General features: G+C 63.7%; 15 protein-coding genes. 8 read left to right on the top strand and 7 right to left on the bottom strand.

What is annotated here, in order from left to right; all coding sequences use genetic code 11:
- The first annotated feature begins 37 nt into the window (after positions 1–37).
- Positions 38–775 (top strand): DNA repair protein RecO, encoded by a 738-nt coding sequence (gene recO, locus SU48_RS09430; protein WP_064015037.1) that lies wholly within the window; start codon positions 38–40, stop codon positions 773–775.
- A gap of 37 nt (positions 776–812) precedes the next feature.
- Here recO and SU48_RS09425 read toward each other — a convergent pair whose 3' ends face one another.
- Positions 813–1,727, bottom strand: coding sequence for an alpha/beta hydrolase (locus tag SU48_RS09425; protein ID WP_064015036.1), 915 nt, complete (start codon positions 1,725–1,727; stop codon positions 813–815).
- Positions 1,728–2,055: 328 nt separating this feature from the next.
- Here SU48_RS09425 and SU48_RS09420 point away from each other — a divergent pair, with 328 nt between their 5' ends.
- Positions 2,056–3,609: a lycopene cyclase family protein gene (locus SU48_RS09420; protein WP_064015035.1), complete on the top strand. Its 1,554-nt coding sequence runs from the start codon at positions 2,056–2,058 to the stop codon at positions 3,607–3,609.
- Between the two features lie 102 nt (positions 3,610–3,711).
- Here SU48_RS09420 and SU48_RS09415 read toward each other — a convergent pair whose 3' ends face one another.
- The 3 genes from SU48_RS09415 to SU48_RS09405 form a co-directional block, all read right to left on the bottom strand.
- A complete protein-coding gene (locus SU48_RS09415) occupies positions 3,712–5,055 on the bottom strand; it encodes an aminotransferase family protein (protein WP_064015034.1) in 1,344 nt (447 codons plus the stop codon).
- 124 nt (positions 5,056–5,179) lie between these two features.
- A complete protein-coding gene (locus SU48_RS09410) occupies positions 5,180–5,689 on the bottom strand; it encodes a DinB family protein (protein ID WP_064015033.1) in 510 nt (169 codons plus the stop codon).
- Between the two features lie 197 nt (positions 5,690–5,886).
- A complete protein-coding gene (locus tag SU48_RS09405; protein ID WP_064015032.1) occupies positions 5,887–7,464 on the bottom strand; it encodes an L-glutamate gamma-semialdehyde dehydrogenase in 1,578 nt (525 codons plus the stop codon).
- Between the two features lie 311 nt (positions 7,465–7,775).
- Here SU48_RS09405 and SU48_RS09400 point away from each other — a divergent pair, with 311 nt between their 5' ends.
- Positions 7,776–8,000, top strand: coding sequence for a hypothetical protein (locus SU48_RS09400; protein ID WP_064015031.1), 225 nt, complete (start codon positions 7,776–7,778; stop codon positions 7,998–8,000).
- A gap of 133 nt (positions 8,001–8,133) precedes the next feature.
- On the opposite strand, the gene SU48_RS09395 is transcribed toward SU48_RS09400, so the two are convergent.
- A complete protein-coding gene (locus SU48_RS09395) occupies positions 8,134–8,772 on the bottom strand; it encodes a hypothetical protein (protein WP_064015030.1) in 639 nt (212 codons plus the stop codon).
- A gap of 228 nt (positions 8,773–9,000) precedes the next feature.
- Here SU48_RS09395 and SU48_RS09390 point away from each other — a divergent pair, with 228 nt between their 5' ends.
- From SU48_RS09390 to SU48_RS09380, 3 genes are all read left to right on the top strand, one after another.
- Complete coding sequence (locus SU48_RS09390; protein ID WP_064015029.1) at positions 9,001–9,651, top strand: Crp/Fnr family transcriptional regulator; 651 nt, start codon at positions 9,001–9,003, stop codon at positions 9,649–9,651.
- Positions 9,652–9,908: 257 nt separating this feature from the next.
- Entirely contained in the window at positions 9,909–10,949 is a 1,041-nt protein-coding gene (locus tag SU48_RS09385; protein ID WP_157451138.1) for a nuclease, read from the top strand.
- Positions 10,946–12,799 (top strand): ATP-binding protein, encoded by a 1,854-nt coding sequence (locus SU48_RS09380; protein WP_064015027.1) that lies wholly within the window; start codon positions 10,946–10,948, stop codon positions 12,797–12,799. The genes SU48_RS09385 and SU48_RS09380 overlap by 4 nt, the downstream gene beginning before the upstream one ends.
- A 397-nt stretch (positions 12,800–13,196) precedes the next feature.
- Here the strand turns inward: SU48_RS09380 and SU48_RS09375 are convergent, their stop codons facing one another.
- Positions 13,197–13,556: a 2Fe-2S iron-sulfur cluster-binding protein gene (locus SU48_RS09375; RefSeq protein ID WP_064015026.1), complete on the bottom strand. Its 360-nt coding sequence runs from the start codon at positions 13,554–13,556 to the stop codon at positions 13,197–13,199.
- Positions 13,553–15,055 carry a MocR-like pyridoxine biosynthesis transcription factor PdxR gene (pdxR, locus tag SU48_RS09370; RefSeq protein WP_231881590.1) on the bottom strand — a complete coding sequence of 501 codons (1,503 nt, stop codon included), beginning with the start codon at positions 15,053–15,055 and terminating at the stop codon, positions 13,553–13,555. The genes SU48_RS09375 and pdxR overlap by 4 nt, the downstream gene beginning before the upstream one ends.
- Positions 15,056–15,087: 32 nt before the next feature.
- On the opposite strand from pdxR, the gene SU48_RS09365 reads away from it, so the two are divergent.
- Both SU48_RS09365 and SU48_RS09360 read left to right on the top strand, forming a co-directional pair.
- Complete coding sequence (locus SU48_RS09365; protein WP_082869735.1) at positions 15,088–15,579, top strand: GNAT family N-acetyltransferase; 492 nt, start codon at positions 15,088–15,090, stop codon at positions 15,577–15,579.
- Entirely contained in the window at positions 15,576–16,199 is a 624-nt protein-coding gene (locus SU48_RS09360) for a pyridoxamine 5'-phosphate oxidase family protein (RefSeq protein WP_064015025.1), read from the top strand. Before SU48_RS09365 ends, SU48_RS09360 begins: the two co-directional genes overlap by 4 nt.
- Positions 16,200–16,233: the final 34 nt, after the last annotated feature.

The raw sequence follows: 16,233 nt of genomic DNA, 5'->3' as shown, positions 1-16,233 counted from the left end.
CCCCGTTTCTTGCCCGCCGCCGCACTAGACTAGGGGCGTGAGGTCTAGAACCGTCAACCGCAGCGGCATCGTCATTCGCCGCCGGGTCACGCCTGCGGGCGACATTATCGTCACGCTGCTCACGCCGCAGGGCAAGCTGAAGGCCATTGCACGTGGCGGCGTGCGTGGGCCACTTGCCAGTCGCCTGAACCTGTTTCATCATGTGGGCATCCAGATTTACCAGACACCGCAATCTGACCTTGCCAGCGTGCAGCAAGCCGTGCTGGAAGGCGCATTGCCCAAGCTGGCCGAGCCGGAGCGCTACGCCTTTGCCCACCTGATGGCGGAATTGGCCGACGCCCTGTTTCAGGAAGGGGAATTTACCGAGCAGGCCTTCGAACTGTTCGCCGGGGCCTTACGCGGTATCTCTCATCAGCCTGACCCGGAATGGGTAGCACTGGTGATGGGATTCAAGCTGCTGGGCCTCGCCGGATTCGTGGCGCAAACGGCCCGCTGTGCCCGCTGCGGCGCAGATCAGCCCGCGCACCCTGACCCGCTGGGGGGCCAGATGTTGTGTAGCAACTGCGCCAGTCTGCCCGCCTATCCGCCCGAAGCGCTAGATTTTGTGCGCTACGCCGTGCGCCGAAGCGTCCGCGCGAGCATAGAAGCGCCCGTGCCCACCGAGCAGCGGGCCATGCTGTGGCGGGCACTGGAGCGCTTCGTGACCGTGCAGGTCGGCAACGTGCAAAGCTGGCGGCAGCTGGTGCCCCAGCCGCAAGAAAGCGTGAGGGTCTAATCTGGGCAGTTGCCCTTCTCAGACCCTCAGACGTTCCTTACCGCGCCCGGTACTTCTCTATAAAGTCAATCGCCTGCTGGCGCGTATTCCCTAAGAAGGTCAGAGGCCGCGCCACCGCCGCCATGATCGTCACATGGTTGACGCGGGGAATCACGTTGCGCGTCACGGGAATGCCCGCCGCTTTCAGGGCCGCTTCCATATTCACGGCGTTCATCGGGTACACCACGCTGTCGTTTTCGGCCACCAGCAGCAGGTGCGGGGGCGCGTCTTTGCGGACATGGCGGTCTGGCATGATGTCGTCGGGGTTGCCGCCTACCGGGAAGGCACGGGCACTGGGGAAGTCGCGGAAATCGTAGGAATACGGCCCGGCAATGCCGATCACGCCGCGCACACTGGCAATCGGCACGCCCGCCTCACGCAGCCAGCGTTCGTTGACCACGGCTTCTACAGCATTGAACCCGCCCGCCGAGTGGCCCATCACGAACAGGTTGTCGGGGTTGCCGCCTACCGACTTGGCGTTGTCGCGCATCCACTTCAGGGCGGCGGCGGCGTCCTGCACGTAGCTGGGGTAGCGGTTGGTGGGGGCGAGGCGGTAATTCATCACGCCCGTCACGTACCCGGCACGTGCCAACGATTCGCCTGCAAACTTGTGGCCTTCCTTGTCGCCGCCTTCCCAAGAGCCACCGTGAATAAACAGTACGACGGGTGCGTTGGTCACGCCTTCGGGCGAATACACGTCAAGCACGTTGCGGGCATCGGGGCCGTAGCGCTGGTTGTACTTCACGTCTAGGCCACGAGTGGACACCACGCGGTTGAGGTTCTCCTGCGCGTTTTGCGGCGAGCAGGCGGCGATCAGCAGCGGCAGAGACACGGCCCCTATCAGCAGCGCGGCGGTGCGGGCGCGGCGGGGGCGAGCGGTGGAATGAGGAATTGAGGAGCTGGCCTTGAACATGACTCACGCTAGCGGGTGCGGCGGCGGCCTGCGGGCACTTGGGGCACACTCCGGCCTTGGGGGAAGCCTGCGCGGGCCTTGAGCATTTGCTGATGTTTTGGCGGTGGAAATTGGAGTGTGGTGGCTAGGGCGAAGGGCGTCTATGAGTCTAGGGTCTAAGGGTCTAAGGAGGGCTGCTGGCTTAGGCTCAGGCTGTTGCTCCGTGCTGGAGCAATTCAGCGACACCCTGCCCCATCACCTTAGACCCTAGACCCTTAGACAATCCCCAGCCCTCCCCAGAATCAATCCCCACACTCCCCCCGCCCCGGCCCGCGCTAGGCTGAGCCGAATGCAGCACGACACGGCGGCCAGCCTTCCACATGCCACCTCCACAGACAGCCCCATGACCGATGTTCTAGTGATCGGCGGCGGCCCAGCGGGTGTGGCGTTGGCGGCTGAACTGGCGGTGCGCGGCCTCCAGGTGCGCCTCGTGGCCCCGCATCCGCCCCGGCGTTTTGCGCCCACCTACGGCGCGTGGCTGGACGAATTGCCTGCTTGGGCACGCGCCTGCACCGCTGACGTGTGGGCTGATGTGCGGGCTTACACCGGGCCGAAAGCCACCGCCCTCACGCGCCCGTATGCGCTGATAGACAACGCCGCGCTGCTGGAGTCCATGCTGGCCCGCGCAGGAAAGAATCTGACTTGGACGCAGGGCACCGTCCTTCGTGCCGATCCTCGTTCTATCCCCGGCGCGTTGCTGCTGGCGCACGGCGCGGCGGGCGAACGCTGGCCCGCCCGCGTAATCGTGGATGCGGGGGGGCATGGCGGCACCCTCACGCAGCCCACGCATCCGGGCGGCGCGGCCCTGCAAACGGCTTATGGTATTACGGCCACTTTTGCCCACCCACCCAGCGCACCCGGCGCGATGGTTTGGATGGATTGGCGGCAGCCTTCCAATTTGCTGCCGGATGCCGCCCCTACTTTCCTGTATGCCATGCACCTCGGCGGGCAGCGGTACTTCGTGCAGGAAACCAGTCTGGTGGCCCGCCCCGGCCTGACCCGCACCGAGTTGGAAGCCCGCCTGCACGCCCGCCTGAACGCGGCTGGCACGCCTCCCAGCCACATAGAATTTACCGAGTGGGTGGCCTTCCCCATGAATACGGCGGCCCCCGAACCCGGCCCGGTGCTGGCTTACGGCGCGGCGGGCGGCTTGGTGCATCCGGTCAGCGGGTTTCAGGTGTCGGGGGCGTTGGCCGATGCTCCGGCGGTAGCGCAGGCTATAGCCGACGCCCTGCCCGATGGAGAAGGAGCCACCCAAGCCGCGTGGCACGCCCTCTGGCCCCCCGAACGCCGCGCCGCCCGCGAACTTGGGTTAATGGGACTGGACGCCCTGCTGAGGCTTCCGGCAGATGGCCTCCCCGCCTTCTTCCACTCATTTTTTAGGCTACCTGCCACGCACTGGCACGCCTTTTTAGCCCCGCGCACGCCTACGCCCGCTTTGGCCCGCACCATGCTGCGCGTGTTTGCCCACGCCCCCAATTCGGTGCGCCTGCGGTTGGTAGAGGCGGCGGTGGCGGCGTCCAGCGTCAGTGTGCGGGCGTTGGGGTCTGTGTTCTCGGCCCAGCCGTCCATAAATACGGCCTTGACCTTTTTCCCGGCGGGCCTTCATGCTCATGCTTCAGGCTCAGGTATGACCCAACCCGAACAGAGCCAGCGTGAAGACCAGCATGAAATTGTAGAAGACGGCATGCAGGGAGCCACCGGAAGCGCCGACGCCAACGGCCTAGACCCCAATGTAGACCGTGAGGAGAAGTTGGCCGAACTGCGCGAAAATTTGGCCGATGTAACGCACGAAGAGGGCCAGCGGTTGGAAGAAGCCAAGGCCGAGGTTGCAGCGGAGTAGGTTGTTGATCTGATTTTACCGAATCAAGTTTTCACAACTAAATCTGCCCCAGTCTCGCTTGGTCAGCAGGAATCTGGGGCAGGTTCTTGTAGGTAATCGGGTTCAGCCAGTGCTGCTCTCTCCCAGCGCCCCATCCAGCGCTGCCAGCATTTCTTCCACTTCTGCCGCCGAGATACTCAGCGGTGGCCCCAACAGCAGATGATCGCCGCGCACGCTGTCTAGCGCGCCACTTCCGGGGTAGGTGATCAGGCCGCGTGCCCGTGCAGCGGCGGCTACCCGCTCGGCCAAACCGGGTGTCGGGTAAGCTTCCCCAGTGGCCGGATTGCCCAGCACCATGCCCAGCAGCAGCCCTTGCCCTCGCACCTCCAACACCTGTGCGTATTTGGCTTTCAATTCACGTAGTCCGGCCAGCAGGTGTGCGCCGCGTTCTTGTGCCTTTGCCACCAAGCCTTCCCGCTCCACGATGTCCAACACGCTCAGGCCCGCCGCCACGCTGACCGGGTGGCCCGCGTAGGTGAATCCGTGCTTGAATGCGCCGCTGCCGCCCATCACGGTGTCGTAAATCTCGGCGCTTGCCATCAGTCCGGCGAGGGGTGCGTACCCTGCCGCCAGCCCTTTGCCCAGTACCACGATGTCGGGCGTCACGGGATCGGTCAGACGGACGGCCAGCGGAACGCCGCAGCGGCCCATGCCGCTCATCACTTCATCGGCAATCAGCAGCACGCCGTATTCCTTGCAAATCGCGTGCAGGCGCGTGTGATAGCCCGCCCCCGGCGACAGCGCCGCATCCGACGCGCCCACCACAGGTTCCACCATCACCGCCGCCACCGACTCTGGCCCCGCCGCTTCCAGCACGGCCCGCAGGCGTTCAGCGTCGGCTTCTCCACTGAGCGCCGGGTCAGGCTTGGGCATTTTGGGCCACGCATCCTCACGCATCAGCGGCAAGTACAGGCTGCGGCGTGCGCCCATGCCACTGGCCGCCAGCGCTCCCAGCGACGCCCCGTGATAACTGGGAATCCGCGTCACAATCTTGAACCTTGCCGTGTCGCCCCGCTCGGCGTGGTATTGCCGCGCTAATTTAATGGCGCTTTCGGTGGCCTCCGATCCGCCCGATACGGCCCAAAATCGGTAATTCGGCAAGTCCAGAAAGGCCGCCAGCCGTGCCGTGTATTCCTCCAACACTGGCGACGTGAACTGCGAGCCGTGCACAAACGCCAGAGTGCGGGCCTGCGCCGCCATCGCCTCACCAACTTCTGCCCGCCCATGCCCGATATTTGCCACCAACGCCCCGGAACTGCCGTCCAGATAGCGCTTGCCGTCCGAATCGTACAGATACACGCCTTCGCCCCGCACGGCCACTGGGTAAGCCTTGCTGGAGCGGTAAAACACGCTGGATGTGGTGGACTGAATGGGTTGATCGGCGGGCGTTGGGGCGGTCTGGGTCATGGTTGGGGGCCTTTTATGCAGAGAGAATGGAGATGGAAGGTGAACCCCCCCATTGCTTCGCAATGCCCCCCCTTAAGGGGAGGACAACTGATTTTGCGCTCCTCTTTGAGGGGGTTTGCCCGCCTCACCACGTATCGCCGCCCCCCGCTGGAGGCCATGCTCCCAATGCCTGCCGCACGGTCACAATTTGGCCAAAGTGGTGCGCCGTGTGCAGGGCCATATCGGCCAACAGTTCGCCAATGGTTTCCTCGTGGTTCACCGGGCTGGCAAGGTCAGGGCGGGCGGCGTGTGGGTCTATGCGGGCCAGCAGTTCGTAAAAGTCGTTGCGGGTGCGCCGCCAATCGGATTCCTGAACGGCGGGCCATGTTTCGGCGGCGTGGGCAGGGTAGGGCTGAGCGCGGCCTTCTTCGATAATTGCCAGCATCCAGCGGTTCCACCAATTCACGTGGGCCAGCAGTTCGGCTACGCTGTGCGGTAGGTGCGGGGGGCGTTGGCAAGCGGTCTCGGCATCTAAGCCCGACAGCGTGGCTTCTACACCTACAAACGCCTGCCCGCCGCGAAACAGCTTGGGCAGCAGGCGGGCAAAGGCGATCTGGGCGCGTTCATTGCGGTCTGGGGTGGGGGCGTCGGTCATGGGGACAGTTTAGGTTGTGGGGGGGTCTAAGGGGACTTGTGAAACTTTGTGTTACTCCCTCTCCCTTGGCTGGTACAGCTGCGTAGGAGAGGGGGACTCGCAGAGCTGCGAAGCAGTGGGTTGGGGAGGGGGTGAGTGAGCGTCAGCGAATGCCCTTCTTAATCCCTTAGACTCTCGACCCTTAGACAATCCTTTCCTCAGTACCTCTGCGCCACCGTCTTCGTCTGCAAAAACCAGAACAGATAATCCGGGCCGCCCACCTTGGCATTCGTGCCGCTCATGCCGTAGCCGCCAAACGCGTGCGTGCCAGACAGTGCGCCCGTGCATTTGCGGTTGATGTACAGGTTGCCCACATGCATTCGCCGCCGCGCCTCGCTGATTTTGTGGGGGTCGCGGCTGTAGAAGGCGGCGGTCAGGCCATAGTCCGAATCGTTGGCGAGGTCTATGGCGTGTTGCCAGTCGCGGGCGCGAGTAAACGCCAGCACCGGGCCAAAGATTTCCTCTTGAAACAGGGGATCGCGGGGGTCGACATCGGCAAAGATGGTAGGGGAGACGTAGCCGCCTTGTCTGTCGCCCATATCGGGGGTCTCGCCGCCCAGCACCAGCCGCGCCGTCTTCTGTCCGGCTTCTACCGCCCGCCCAATCCGCTCGGCGCTTCCGGCATGAATCACTGGCCCTATGGCCCCGTTGTCTTCCGGCAGGCCCACCTTCAGACCCCGCGCCAGTTCGGTTACACGATCAAGCAAGGCGTCGTACACGCCGTCTTCAGCAATGACCCGGCTACAGGCGCTGCACTTCTGGCCCGCGTACCCGAACGCCGCCTGCACGATCCCCACCGCTGCGGCTTCCACGTCTCCGTCGGCACACACCACCGTCGGGTCTTTGCCGCCCATTTCGGCCATCACACGCTTGATCCACTTCTGGCCCGGTTGCACTTTGGCGGCGCGTTCCACGATCCGGCAGCCGATTTCCTTGCTGCCCGTGAAGGCGATCATTCGCACCTGTGGGTTGTCGACGAGGGGGTCACCCAATACGTCATCGGTTCCGGTCAGAAACTGCACCGTGTTTCTGGGCAAGCCCGCCTCAAACAGCAATTCCAGCATCAGCAGGCTCGACAGCGGCGTTTCACTGGCTGGTTTCCAAATTACGGTATTGCCCGCCGCCAGTGCGCCCAAGGCCATGCCCAGCGGAATAGCACTCGGAAAGTTCCACGGGCTGATACAGACCACCACGCCCAACGGTTCGTACACGGTGGTCACGTGTTCGTCGGGCATAGGGTACACGGGTTTGCCCTCGGCCCAGCGCAAGGTTTCGCGGGCAAACACTTCAAAATGATCTACCGATTCGGCCACTTCGCCGTCGGCTTCGGCCCAGTTCTTGCCGTTTTCCAGCGTCATCACAGCGTTAAATTCCATGCGCCGCGCCCGCAGCAGTTCGGCGGCCCGCTTGAAAATACTGGCTCGCTGCAACGGATCGGAAAAGCGCCACGTCTCGAAGGCGTGCTGCGCGGCGGCAACCGCTTCGTCCCGTTGCTGGGCGCTGGCTTTGGGAAAGCACCAGACCACTTCGCGGGTGTCGGCGGGGTTGCGAACCTCGTAGGAGCCTTGGCCCTCTACCCGCTCGCCGCCGATGTACAGCCCGAACGTGCGGCCCCTGTATTGCTCCCGGACTTTTGCGAATGCTTCGCGCTGGGCCTGCGCCACGGCGGGCTGGGCGAAGTCGTGGTAAGGCTCGTGTTCAAACGGCAGAAACCCTGCCATCAGGTGTGCGGTCATGGATACCCCCTTTGGGTGGTACTGCTCGGTCATGCTGGTTTAGGCCAGAGGTTAACACGCGCCCACCACAGCTACAAAACCCTTCTCAGACGGCAAATTTTGCGGACAATCTCGCTGATCTGGGCCGAGTGTTTCAGTCTTCACACTTGGCGAATGTAAGCCACTGCGACGAATGTAATTTTTCCCAGTACAGCCCAAGCTCGGCAGTTTTAAGCTGAACAGTAACTCAGGCGCAAGACCTTCCTCCGGCGACTTGTCCGGTGCCCTGTTCCCCCCCCTGGAACCAGAAAGCCTTGTGCCTAGGAGTCACCATGCTTGCCGTACCCACCGCGCCTGACGGAACCCATCCGATCAGCAATTACCGCCTAGATTTGCACAATCCTGCCGATCCTTACCGTCTGGATGTTCAGATTGTCGATCAGTGGTACCGGGTAAAAACCCAGTGCCTCAGCGACGTCTTGATCTTGGTGGGCGTGCTGCAGTCTCCCCCGGTTCAGGTGATCGATGGTTGGATCGTAGGCAACGATTCGGAATAGGGCGGCAAGCGGGTTCGGCTGTGCTGCGAGGAGCGTCTAGGAGTCTAAAAGTCAAAGGTCTAAAGTGCTGGGGTGGGGGCACTCACTGGGTGGCCCTTGACCTTTCTTAGAGCCTTGACCTTAGACATTTTCGCTATTTCAGGTACGGCCCAAACCGCGCCAACGCCCCCGCGTCCGGTGCGGAGGTGCGGGTCAGGCGGTTGCCCGCGAAGGCCAGCAGCAAGCGCTCTCCCGCTGCGCCCGCCTTGGCTCCAGCCGAGGTTTTCAGACTGAAGGGGCCGCCCAGCAGCGTCTGCATGGTCTGACTGTCGAAGACCAGTAGCGCACCCGACAGGGCCGGAGTGGTGGCCTTGACGCCGCCTGTGGCCGTCACAAATCCCGTTTTTACGTACAGTGTGATGGTATTGGCGGTCACGCCTTTCAGTCTCGCGTCGGCGTAGGTCACGTTGCCTGTGGCAGTCAGAGTTCCGGCCTTCAGGTCGTAAGTCACGTTTTGAGCCCGCAAAGTGCCGCCCTGCCGCGTGGTCAGCGTGGCGTTTTGGGCCTTCAGTGCGCTGCCCGGACTCAGTTGCATGGCCGACGCCACCAACTTGATTCCGCCCCGGCTGTCGGTGGCGGTTCCGCCCTGTGGCAGTTCGGTTGCGCCCGTTTCCAGATTCAGCGTCTGGGGGCCACGCGGCGTCACGGTCAGGCCGCCAAACGTGACCGCCTGCGCCGTGCCGAGGCCAAGCGCCAGCAGCGTGAGGGTGAGTGTTTTAGAGGGAGTGAGCATCTCTGTACCCTACTGCCCAAGCCCTGAGCGGCGTGAGGGTGCGCATCAGACGGGCTTCAGACTGTTCAATCTTAAAGCAATCTTTAGAGGGTGTCGGATACCCCCGCCAGTGTGAAGTTTGAACTATCTAAGGTTGTACAAACCTTGTACAGTCTACGTACAAAGGCACGGCAGCCGACCGTCTGGACGCACCAGCGGCCCCGCCGTCCTCACACCAAGGAGCGCGTCATGGCCCTGTATCCCTCCAACCCAGTCAGCACCACCGGCAGCATGTCGCCCAACGCCCTCGACCTCCGTAGCCGCCCGATTCGCCGGGGCGACACGCTGTACTACGCCGGAGATCAGGCCCCTACGCTGTACCGGGTCGAAACTGGACTCTTGCGGGCCGTGCGTCTGACTCCTCAGGGCCGCAACCTGACCGTGCGCCACATGCGCCCCGGCGACATTTTCGGCGAAGAAACCTTGCACGACCAGCCCCGTAGCCATCAGGTCATGGCGCTTACCGACGCCACCATCACGCCCATTCATTTGCAGCACCTCACGGGCGCAGAGCTGTGGGAAGTCACGCGCAGCCTCAGCACCCAACTCCAGCGCGTGATGAACGACGGCGTTCACATTCAGGACGGCGAACTGCGCGAACGCATTGCCCGCTACCTGCTGAACTTGGCCGATTCCAGCCTGGGCGGCACGCACCCCGACAACCTGCGTTTTGTGCGCGCCACACACGAACTGATTGCCGAGGGCACCGGAGCCACCCGCGAAAGCGTGAGCAAACTGATCGGCGAGATGCGCGACGACGGCCTGTTGACGCCCGCCTATCGCTGCCTGACGCTGACCGATGAGCGGCAACTGCGGGCATTGAGCGGGTATCACGGATAAAGAACCGTTAGTCGTGAGTAGTCAGTGGGAAAAGAGGAAGGCGGGGCACCTGAATAGGGGTGGCTCGCCTTCTTCTTTTTGAGGGGGGATTTAGACGACGCTTCCGTGTGAACCCCTCCGTCCCTTCGGGCCACCTCCCCTTAGAGGGGAGCGCAAAAGCTGTTGTCCCCACCTCTAAGGGGGGGCGTTGCGCCAGCAACGGGGGGGTTGCCCTTTCCACTCACCACTTACCACTCACCACTGACAACCCCTCTACAATGCGCCCAATGCGGATTAGACTTGACCCTTGGCCTGTAGACATAGAGGGCGGGCAACTGGCCCTGACGCCCTTTGAAGGTGAATTGATCGACATAGAAACGCCGCGCTGGGCGGCTGTGGCGGCGCGGCCCATTCCCGAACGCTTGGAGCGGGTGTACGTGGTAGACGGCAAGCGGCGCATGGAATCCCGCGTGTTTATTGAAGACGATGACGGCGCGGCGGGCATGGGCGGGTTCGGGGCGTATGTGGTAGGCGCGGTCAGTCTGTGCCCACACGGCACGCGGCCTGCCGAACTGACCGACGTGAAGGCCAAGCGGGTACTGGCGCACGCGCCGGGGCTGCGGCTTGATCCCTGCACGCTTTCGCCCCGCGACCCGCACACGGGAAGGTTGCTGTATAACCCGCTGGAGAACACCACATCTGACCCGCTGGCCGCGCTGCACACGTTGCAACAGGCGATGCTGGCCGACGAACAGGAACTCTCGCATGGGTACGCGTCCGCTGTGCCCATAGACGAACAAGATGACCGCGAATGGCTGACCACCCTGAGCGTGCAGGACGGCACCTTGCGCGGCAAAAACCTGTACGGCGCAGTCGTGGGCTGTGTCAAAACCATTCAGACCATGTACTTGCCCCCAGACCGGGCCTCATTGCTGGCCGAGCTGAAACCGGGGGAGCGCACGCCGATTTTGCACATGCAGTACAACAACAAAACGGTCACACGCTTTATCTGGTACGTGCGTTTGTGCGAGGCCGCGTTCTATCAGCACCCCATGAGCGGCGTGATGAGGCTGGAAATGTACGCGCCCGACGAACCCGACTTTTTGCCCCCGATTGTCCGGCAGGTGGCGAACCTGAGTGGCAACCTGCTGCTGAGGCTGGGCAGCCACGCCCACAAAGACCCCCGCGCCCCCCAGAACCTGATTCCCACAGCCGCGCTGGAGCAGGCGATGGCCCGCAGCATGGGCAGCGCCGATCTGGTCACGCGCCGGATTCGGGCGCATATCGCCCGCACCTTCGACCCAGCGGTTCTGGCATGACGGGTGGCCTGAGATTGGCGGAACCCGCCCGCACGATTGGCATGGTGTTGGGCACCGAAGACGCCACGCCCACGATCTTCTGGTTCGCGGTCACGCCCGGTTCCAGCGTGCAGCTCGACGACTTGGTGGTGGTGCAGACGCACAAACCAGACGGCCAGCCCGTCAACTTTTACGGCCTCGTGGACAGCGTTCGCAAGCGGCACGAGGGCATTACCTTCGAGTCCGATGTGGCCGATGTGGTGGCTGGAGTGCTGCCCGCCGCCGTGTCGTATGCGGCCCGCGTGCTGGTGACCCGTGTCAGCCCCGAAGACTTTATTCCGCCCCAGCCGGGGGATCTGGTGGCCCACGCACGCGGCGAGGCGCTGCACATGGCCCTCAGTGCCGACAAGATGGAAGAAGCCGCGTTTCCGGCGGGCCTGCTGGCCGATGGGCAGACCCTGCCGCTGAACTTCCGCTTCATCAACGGCGAAAGCGGCGGCCACATCAACATTTCCGGCATCAGCGGGGTGGCCACCAAAACCAGTTACGCGCTGTTCCTGCTGCACTCCATTTTCCGGAGCGGCGTGATGGATCGGGTGGCGGCCAAAAGTGGCGGCCAGATGGCGGGCACAGCGGGCGGGCGGGCCATCATCTTCAACGTAAAGGGCGAGGATTTGCTGTTTCTGGACAAGCCCAACTCCAAAGTCATAGACCGCGAAGACAAGGCCCGCCTCGGCAAAGGCTTTGCCCAAGACCGTTACAGCATGTTGGGCCTGCCCATGACCCCCTTCCGCGACGTGCAGTTCTTGGCCCCGCCCCGTGAGAGCGCGGTGGGCGGCGTGATCGTGCCACACGTCGATCAGCGCTCCGAGGGCGTGACGCCATTCGTGTTCACCCTGCGCGAATTCTGCTTGGGCCGGATGCTGCCCTACGTGTTCAGCGACGCGGGCGGTAGCCTGAACCTGGGTTTTGTTATTGGCAATATCGAGGAAAAACTGTTCAAGCTGGCGCAGGCGCAAAAAGACAACAGCTCCGCGCTGCACGTCGAGGACTGGCAGGCCGAACCGGATCAGATCATCGACGAGGGCCTCAGCTTCGATGACCTCGGCAAAACCCGCATCCAAACGTTCTCGCAACTGATTTCGTACCTCGAATACAAACTGCTGGAGGAAAACGACGGCCTAGGCGACAAACGCTGGGTGCTGAACCAAAATCAGGGCACCTTGCGGGCCTTCACGCGCCGCTTGCGTGGCGTGCAAAAGACCCTGACGCCCCTCGTGCGCGGCGACCTGACGCCCCAGCAGGCCGAACAATTCCGCCCCAACCTGATTCGCGGGCCGTACCAACTGAGCGTCGTGGACATTCACAACCTGTCTGGCCCCGCCCAGATGTTCGTGGTAGGCGTCCTACTGCGTGATCTGTTCGAGCACAAGGAAAAAAACGGGCGTCAAGACACCGTATTTGTGGTGCTGGACGAGTTGAACAAGTACGCCCCACGCGAGGGCGGCGGCCCCATCAAAGACATTTTGCTGGACATTGCCGAGCGTGGCCGCAGCCTCGGCATCATCCTGATCGGGGCACAGCAGACCGCCAGCGAAGTGGAGCGCCGGATCGTCTCCAACGCCGCGATTCGCGTGGTGGGCCGCCTAGACCTTGCCGAAGCCGAGCGCCCCGAATACCGCTTCTTGCCCCAGAGTTTCCGGGCGCGGGCGGGCATTTTGCAACCCGGCACCATGCTGATTTCTCAGCCGGATGTGCCGACGCCACTGCTGGTGAATTATCCGTTTCCGGCGTGGGCCACCCGTAAAGACGAGGTGGATGATCTGGCGGGGCGGCCTGTGGCGGAGGTGGGGGAGGACTGGCTGCGGTAGGCGTTGGGGTTTTAGGGGAAATTTAGTAGGTTTGTTGAATCTCTCCCACGTTCTCCCCCACCCCCCCGCCCCCGCCCCCAAAGGGGTCAGGGGAGTTAGCGCTCCGCTGAGGAGGATTGATCTTGTCGCGTTTCAAGTCGGCGTTCTTGCTCATCTGAAGCGGAATTGCCAGTTGTCTTGGAAATGGAATTGGCCCACCCGCTGCGCGGATGACGGCCTCACACGCACTTGGGCGGGGACGGTGTGGGGTGGCGGTGTCGTGGTTTTAGCTCCTCACCCTTGAGGGGGGAGGCTGGGACTCGCAGAGCTGCGAAGCAGAGAGGGTGAGTGAGCAACGCGATTGCCCTCAACACGAGTGATAGGGCAATCCTAAATGTTCGAGACTCTTTCTAGTCCCTCACACCCAAACTGCTTCCGGCTCCAGCCCTTCCGCTGGGGCTTTTCCGGCTTCCAAACCGCTGTTCTGTACGGTCTGCACAGGCGTCAGGCTCATGTCATGGTGGCATTCGATTTGGCAAGACAGGCGCACGCCGTCCGGGCCGCCGATCTGCATTTCCTTTTCGGTCAGCTTGTCTTTCTCGGCCTGCGTCATGGCTTCCGGTTCGCCCGCGCTGAACTGCACTCGGCAGGTGGTGCAGCGGGCCACGCCGCCGCAGCGGTGCAAAATGTCCACTCCGCCGCGCTCTAGGGCCAACACCAAACGTTCGCCTTCGCGGGCCTCTACCGTTCCGTACCCGTCAACTGTGATCTGAATCATGAGGTCAATCTACCTGACTCGGCCCGCACCACCTCCACAATCGCTCTCGCGCCCGCTTCTATCTGCGCCACCGTCAGGCCGCCGTAGCCCAAGACCAAGGCTTGCTGAGCAGAAATTTTTACCGTGAAGGGGCGCAATGTTCCCACAAAAATTCCGCGCAGGGCGAGGGCGGCGGCTACCGCTTCTGCATTCAGGGGCGGCGAGAGGTGTAGGCAGGCGTGTAAGCCCGCTTCTATCCCACCCAATTGGGCCAATTCCCCTTCGGTCAGAGGCGCTAAGGCCGATGCCAACGCTGCCTGCTGCTGCCCGTGCCAGCGCCGCGCCCGCCGCACGTGGCGGTCAAGGTGGCCGCCCAGAATGAAGTGGGTCAGGGCGTCCTGAGTCACCGTATTGTGTCCGGCGTCGGCCAGTACCCGCGCCCGCTCCAGCGCAGGCAACAACGCCGCCGGAGCCACCAAAAACCCCGTGCGAACCGCTGGCGTCAGCACTTTGCTCAGCGTGCCCAGATACAGCACCCGGCCCCCGCCGTCTTCTCCCTCATCCAGCGCGGTCAGGGGCGGCAACGGCGGCGCACCGTAGCGGAATTCTCCGTCGTAGTCGTCTTCTACGATCAGGGCGTCGTGTTGCCGTGCCCACTCCAGCAAGGCCAAGCGCCGGGGGACACCCATCCTCACCCCCAACGGGTACTGATGAGACGGCGTGACCACCGCCAACCGCGCCGGGGGAAGAGTATCCGTGATCAGGCCGTTTTCATCTACGGGAACTGGAATCACCGTGTGGCCCGAATCCAGTAGGACTTGGCGGGCGGCCCGGTAGCCCGGATTCTCGAACAAAACGCGGCTGCCACGCGGAAGCAGGCCCGCGATCAGGCCCAGCGCACTGAGGCTGCCAGCCGTGACCATCAGCCGCGCCGGGTCAGCGTTCAGCCCCCGCGAACGCGCCAAAAATGCCGCCAACGCCACCCGCAAAGGCCACTGCCCCGCCGCCGGGCCGTAATCGCCGCCGGGTGCGGTGCGCGTTGCCGCTTGCCACGCCGCCCGCCACGCCCGCACATCCAGCAGATGCGAGGCGGCCACACCGGGCTTGAACGAGATGCCCCCATGCGGCTGTCCGGCATCGACTGGAGCGGGCGGCGGCATGACGAACCACGCGGGCAGGGCTGCCGCGCTTGGCAGCGTCACAGGGCGGGCGGCTCCTGTCGCCACGCGCATTCCTACCCCCGGCACCGCGTCCAGCACGCCTTCTGCGGCCAGTTCTGCCAGCGCCAGCGTCACCACGCCCCGCGTCACCTTCAGCGCCCCCGCCAGCGCCCGCGATCCCGGCAGCACCACCCCCGCCGCCAGCGTGCCAGACGTGACCCCGGCCCGCAGTTGGGCGGCCAGTTGCAGATGCAGGGCGTCCGGGCTTTCCCGATTGAGGGTCAGGGCCAGAGGCAGATTCACGGCTACAGGTGGACTGGTCTTTTTTGTCAATCGCGGTACTGTTGTGGGGGCCACCATAAGGGTAGTGTAACGCTATGGGAAGTGATGCGATGAGTGATTCGAAACGTGGAGTACTGGGGGAGAGCGGCGCGGCAGCTCCTCATCTTCGCTCGATCACGGCGGCGGAGGCGCACTTGGCCTTGCCTGCCCTGCGCGAACTGCGGCCCCACGCGCCTGCTTTGGCAACTGCCGAAACGTTGGCCGCCCACTTGCAAGCCGCCCAGCCCGAACACTACCGCCTCGCCGGAGCCTTCGAGTCCGGGCGTGAGGAGGCCGCAGCGGTGGCAGGCTACCGGGTCATGACGACGCTGGCGTTTGGCCGGATGCTGTATTTAGATGATCTGTCCACGCTGCCTTCTGCACGCGGGCGCGGTCACGCTCTGGCCCTGCTGCGCTGGCTGGAATCCGAGGCGCGGCGGCTGGACTGCAAAGCACTTCATCTGGATTCGGGCGTGGGGCCGCACCGCTTCGACGCCCACCGCCTGTACCTCAAAGCGGGCCTGAACATCACCTGCCATCACTTCGAGAAGGTGCTGACATGACCTCTTCCTACTACGATCCCCGCACCCGTGACCCCAGCATCAGCCGCCGCCCCAACAATCGGCGCGACGATGAGTGGATTACGGCCCTGTTGGCCCGCGTGCGCGTAGGCCGGATTTCCAGCGTCTGGGTGGGCGACGACGGCGAAGCCTTCCCGTTCATCACGCCGCTGGCTTTTGCCTACCGCCCCGCCACACACGACATCGTGTATCACACTAATATCGCGGGGCGGCTGCGGGCCAATACGGAACAGAGTACGCCCGCCCCAGCCCGCACCACCTTCGAGGCGTCCGAATTGGGGGCACTCTTGCCCAGCAACGATCCGCTGGAATTGTCGGTGCAGTACCGCAGCGTCATCGCGTTCGGCACGGCGCGGGTGCTGACAGATAAAGCCGAAGCTCGCGCCGCGCTGACCGTCATGTCCGAGCGGGTGTTTCCGGGCCTCGTCGTCGGACGCGATACCCGGCCTATTTCGGCGGGCGATCTGGCGCGTACCTGTGTGTACGCCCTCAGCATCACGCACTGGAGCGGCAAGGAAAACTGGCAGCCCACCGCCGCCCAGACCGACGAGTGGCCCGATCTGCCTTCCGAGTTGACCCGTCTGAATCCCGCCCAAGACTGATCAACCCAGCACTGACCGGCTTAAGCCTAAACTT

Source organism: Deinococcus puniceus (genome assembly GCF_001644565.1).
Lineage (GTDB): Bacteria > Deinococcota > Deinococci > Deinococcales > Deinococcaceae > Deinococcus > Deinococcus puniceus.
This window is presented reverse-complemented; position numbering and strand designations above follow the sequence as displayed.

Excerpts from the sequence above, each read along its gene's own strand:
- pdxR (WP_231881590.1), bottom strand. The coding sequence starts at position 15,055 with ATGGTGGCCCCCACAACAGTACCGCGATTGACAAAAAAGACCAGTCCA.
- SU48_RS09410 (WP_064015033.1), bottom strand. The coding sequence starts at position 5,689 with ATGACCGACGCCCCCACCCCAGACCGCAATGAACGCGCCCAGATCGCC.
- SU48_RS09365 (WP_082869735.1), top strand. The coding sequence starts at position 15,088 with ATGAGTGATTCGAAACGTGGAGTACTGGGGGAGAGCGGCGCGGCAGCT.
- SU48_RS09390 (WP_064015029.1), top strand. The coding sequence starts at position 9,001 with ATGGCCCTGTATCCCTCCAACCCAGTCAGCACCACCGGCAGCATGTCG.
- SU48_RS09400 (WP_064015031.1), top strand. The coding sequence starts at position 7,776 with ATGCTTGCCGTACCCACCGCGCCTGACGGAACCCATCCGATCAGCAAT.
- SU48_RS09415 (WP_064015034.1), bottom strand. The coding sequence starts at position 5,055 with ATGACCCAGACCGCCCCAACGCCCGCCGATCAACCCATTCAGTCCACC.
- SU48_RS09395 (WP_064015030.1), bottom strand. The coding sequence starts at position 8,772 with ATGCTCACTCCCTCTAAAACACTCACCCTCACGCTGCTGGCGCTTGGC.
- SU48_RS09420 (WP_064015035.1), top strand. The coding sequence starts at position 2,056 with ATGCAGCACGACACGGCGGCCAGCCTTCCACATGCCACCTCCACAGAC.
- SU48_RS09360 (WP_064015025.1), top strand. The coding sequence starts at position 15,576 with ATGACCTCTTCCTACTACGATCCCCGCACCCGTGACCCCAGCATCAGC.
- SU48_RS09405 (WP_064015032.1), bottom strand. The coding sequence starts at position 7,464 with ATGACCGCACACCTGATGGCAGGGTTTCTGCCGTTTGAACACGAGCCT.
- SU48_RS09375 (WP_064015026.1), bottom strand. The coding sequence starts at position 13,556 with ATGATTCAGATCACAGTTGACGGGTACGGAACGGTAGAGGCCCGCGAA.
- SU48_RS09385 (WP_157451138.1), top strand. The coding sequence starts at position 9,909 with ATGCGCCCAATGCGGATTAGACTTGACCCTTGGCCTGTAGACATAGAG.
- SU48_RS09425 (WP_064015036.1), bottom strand. The coding sequence starts at position 1,727 with ATGTTCAAGGCCAGCTCCTCAATTCCTCATTCCACCGCTCGCCCCCGC.
- SU48_RS09380 (WP_064015027.1), top strand. The coding sequence starts at position 10,946 with ATGACGGGTGGCCTGAGATTGGCGGAACCCGCCCGCACGATTGGCATG.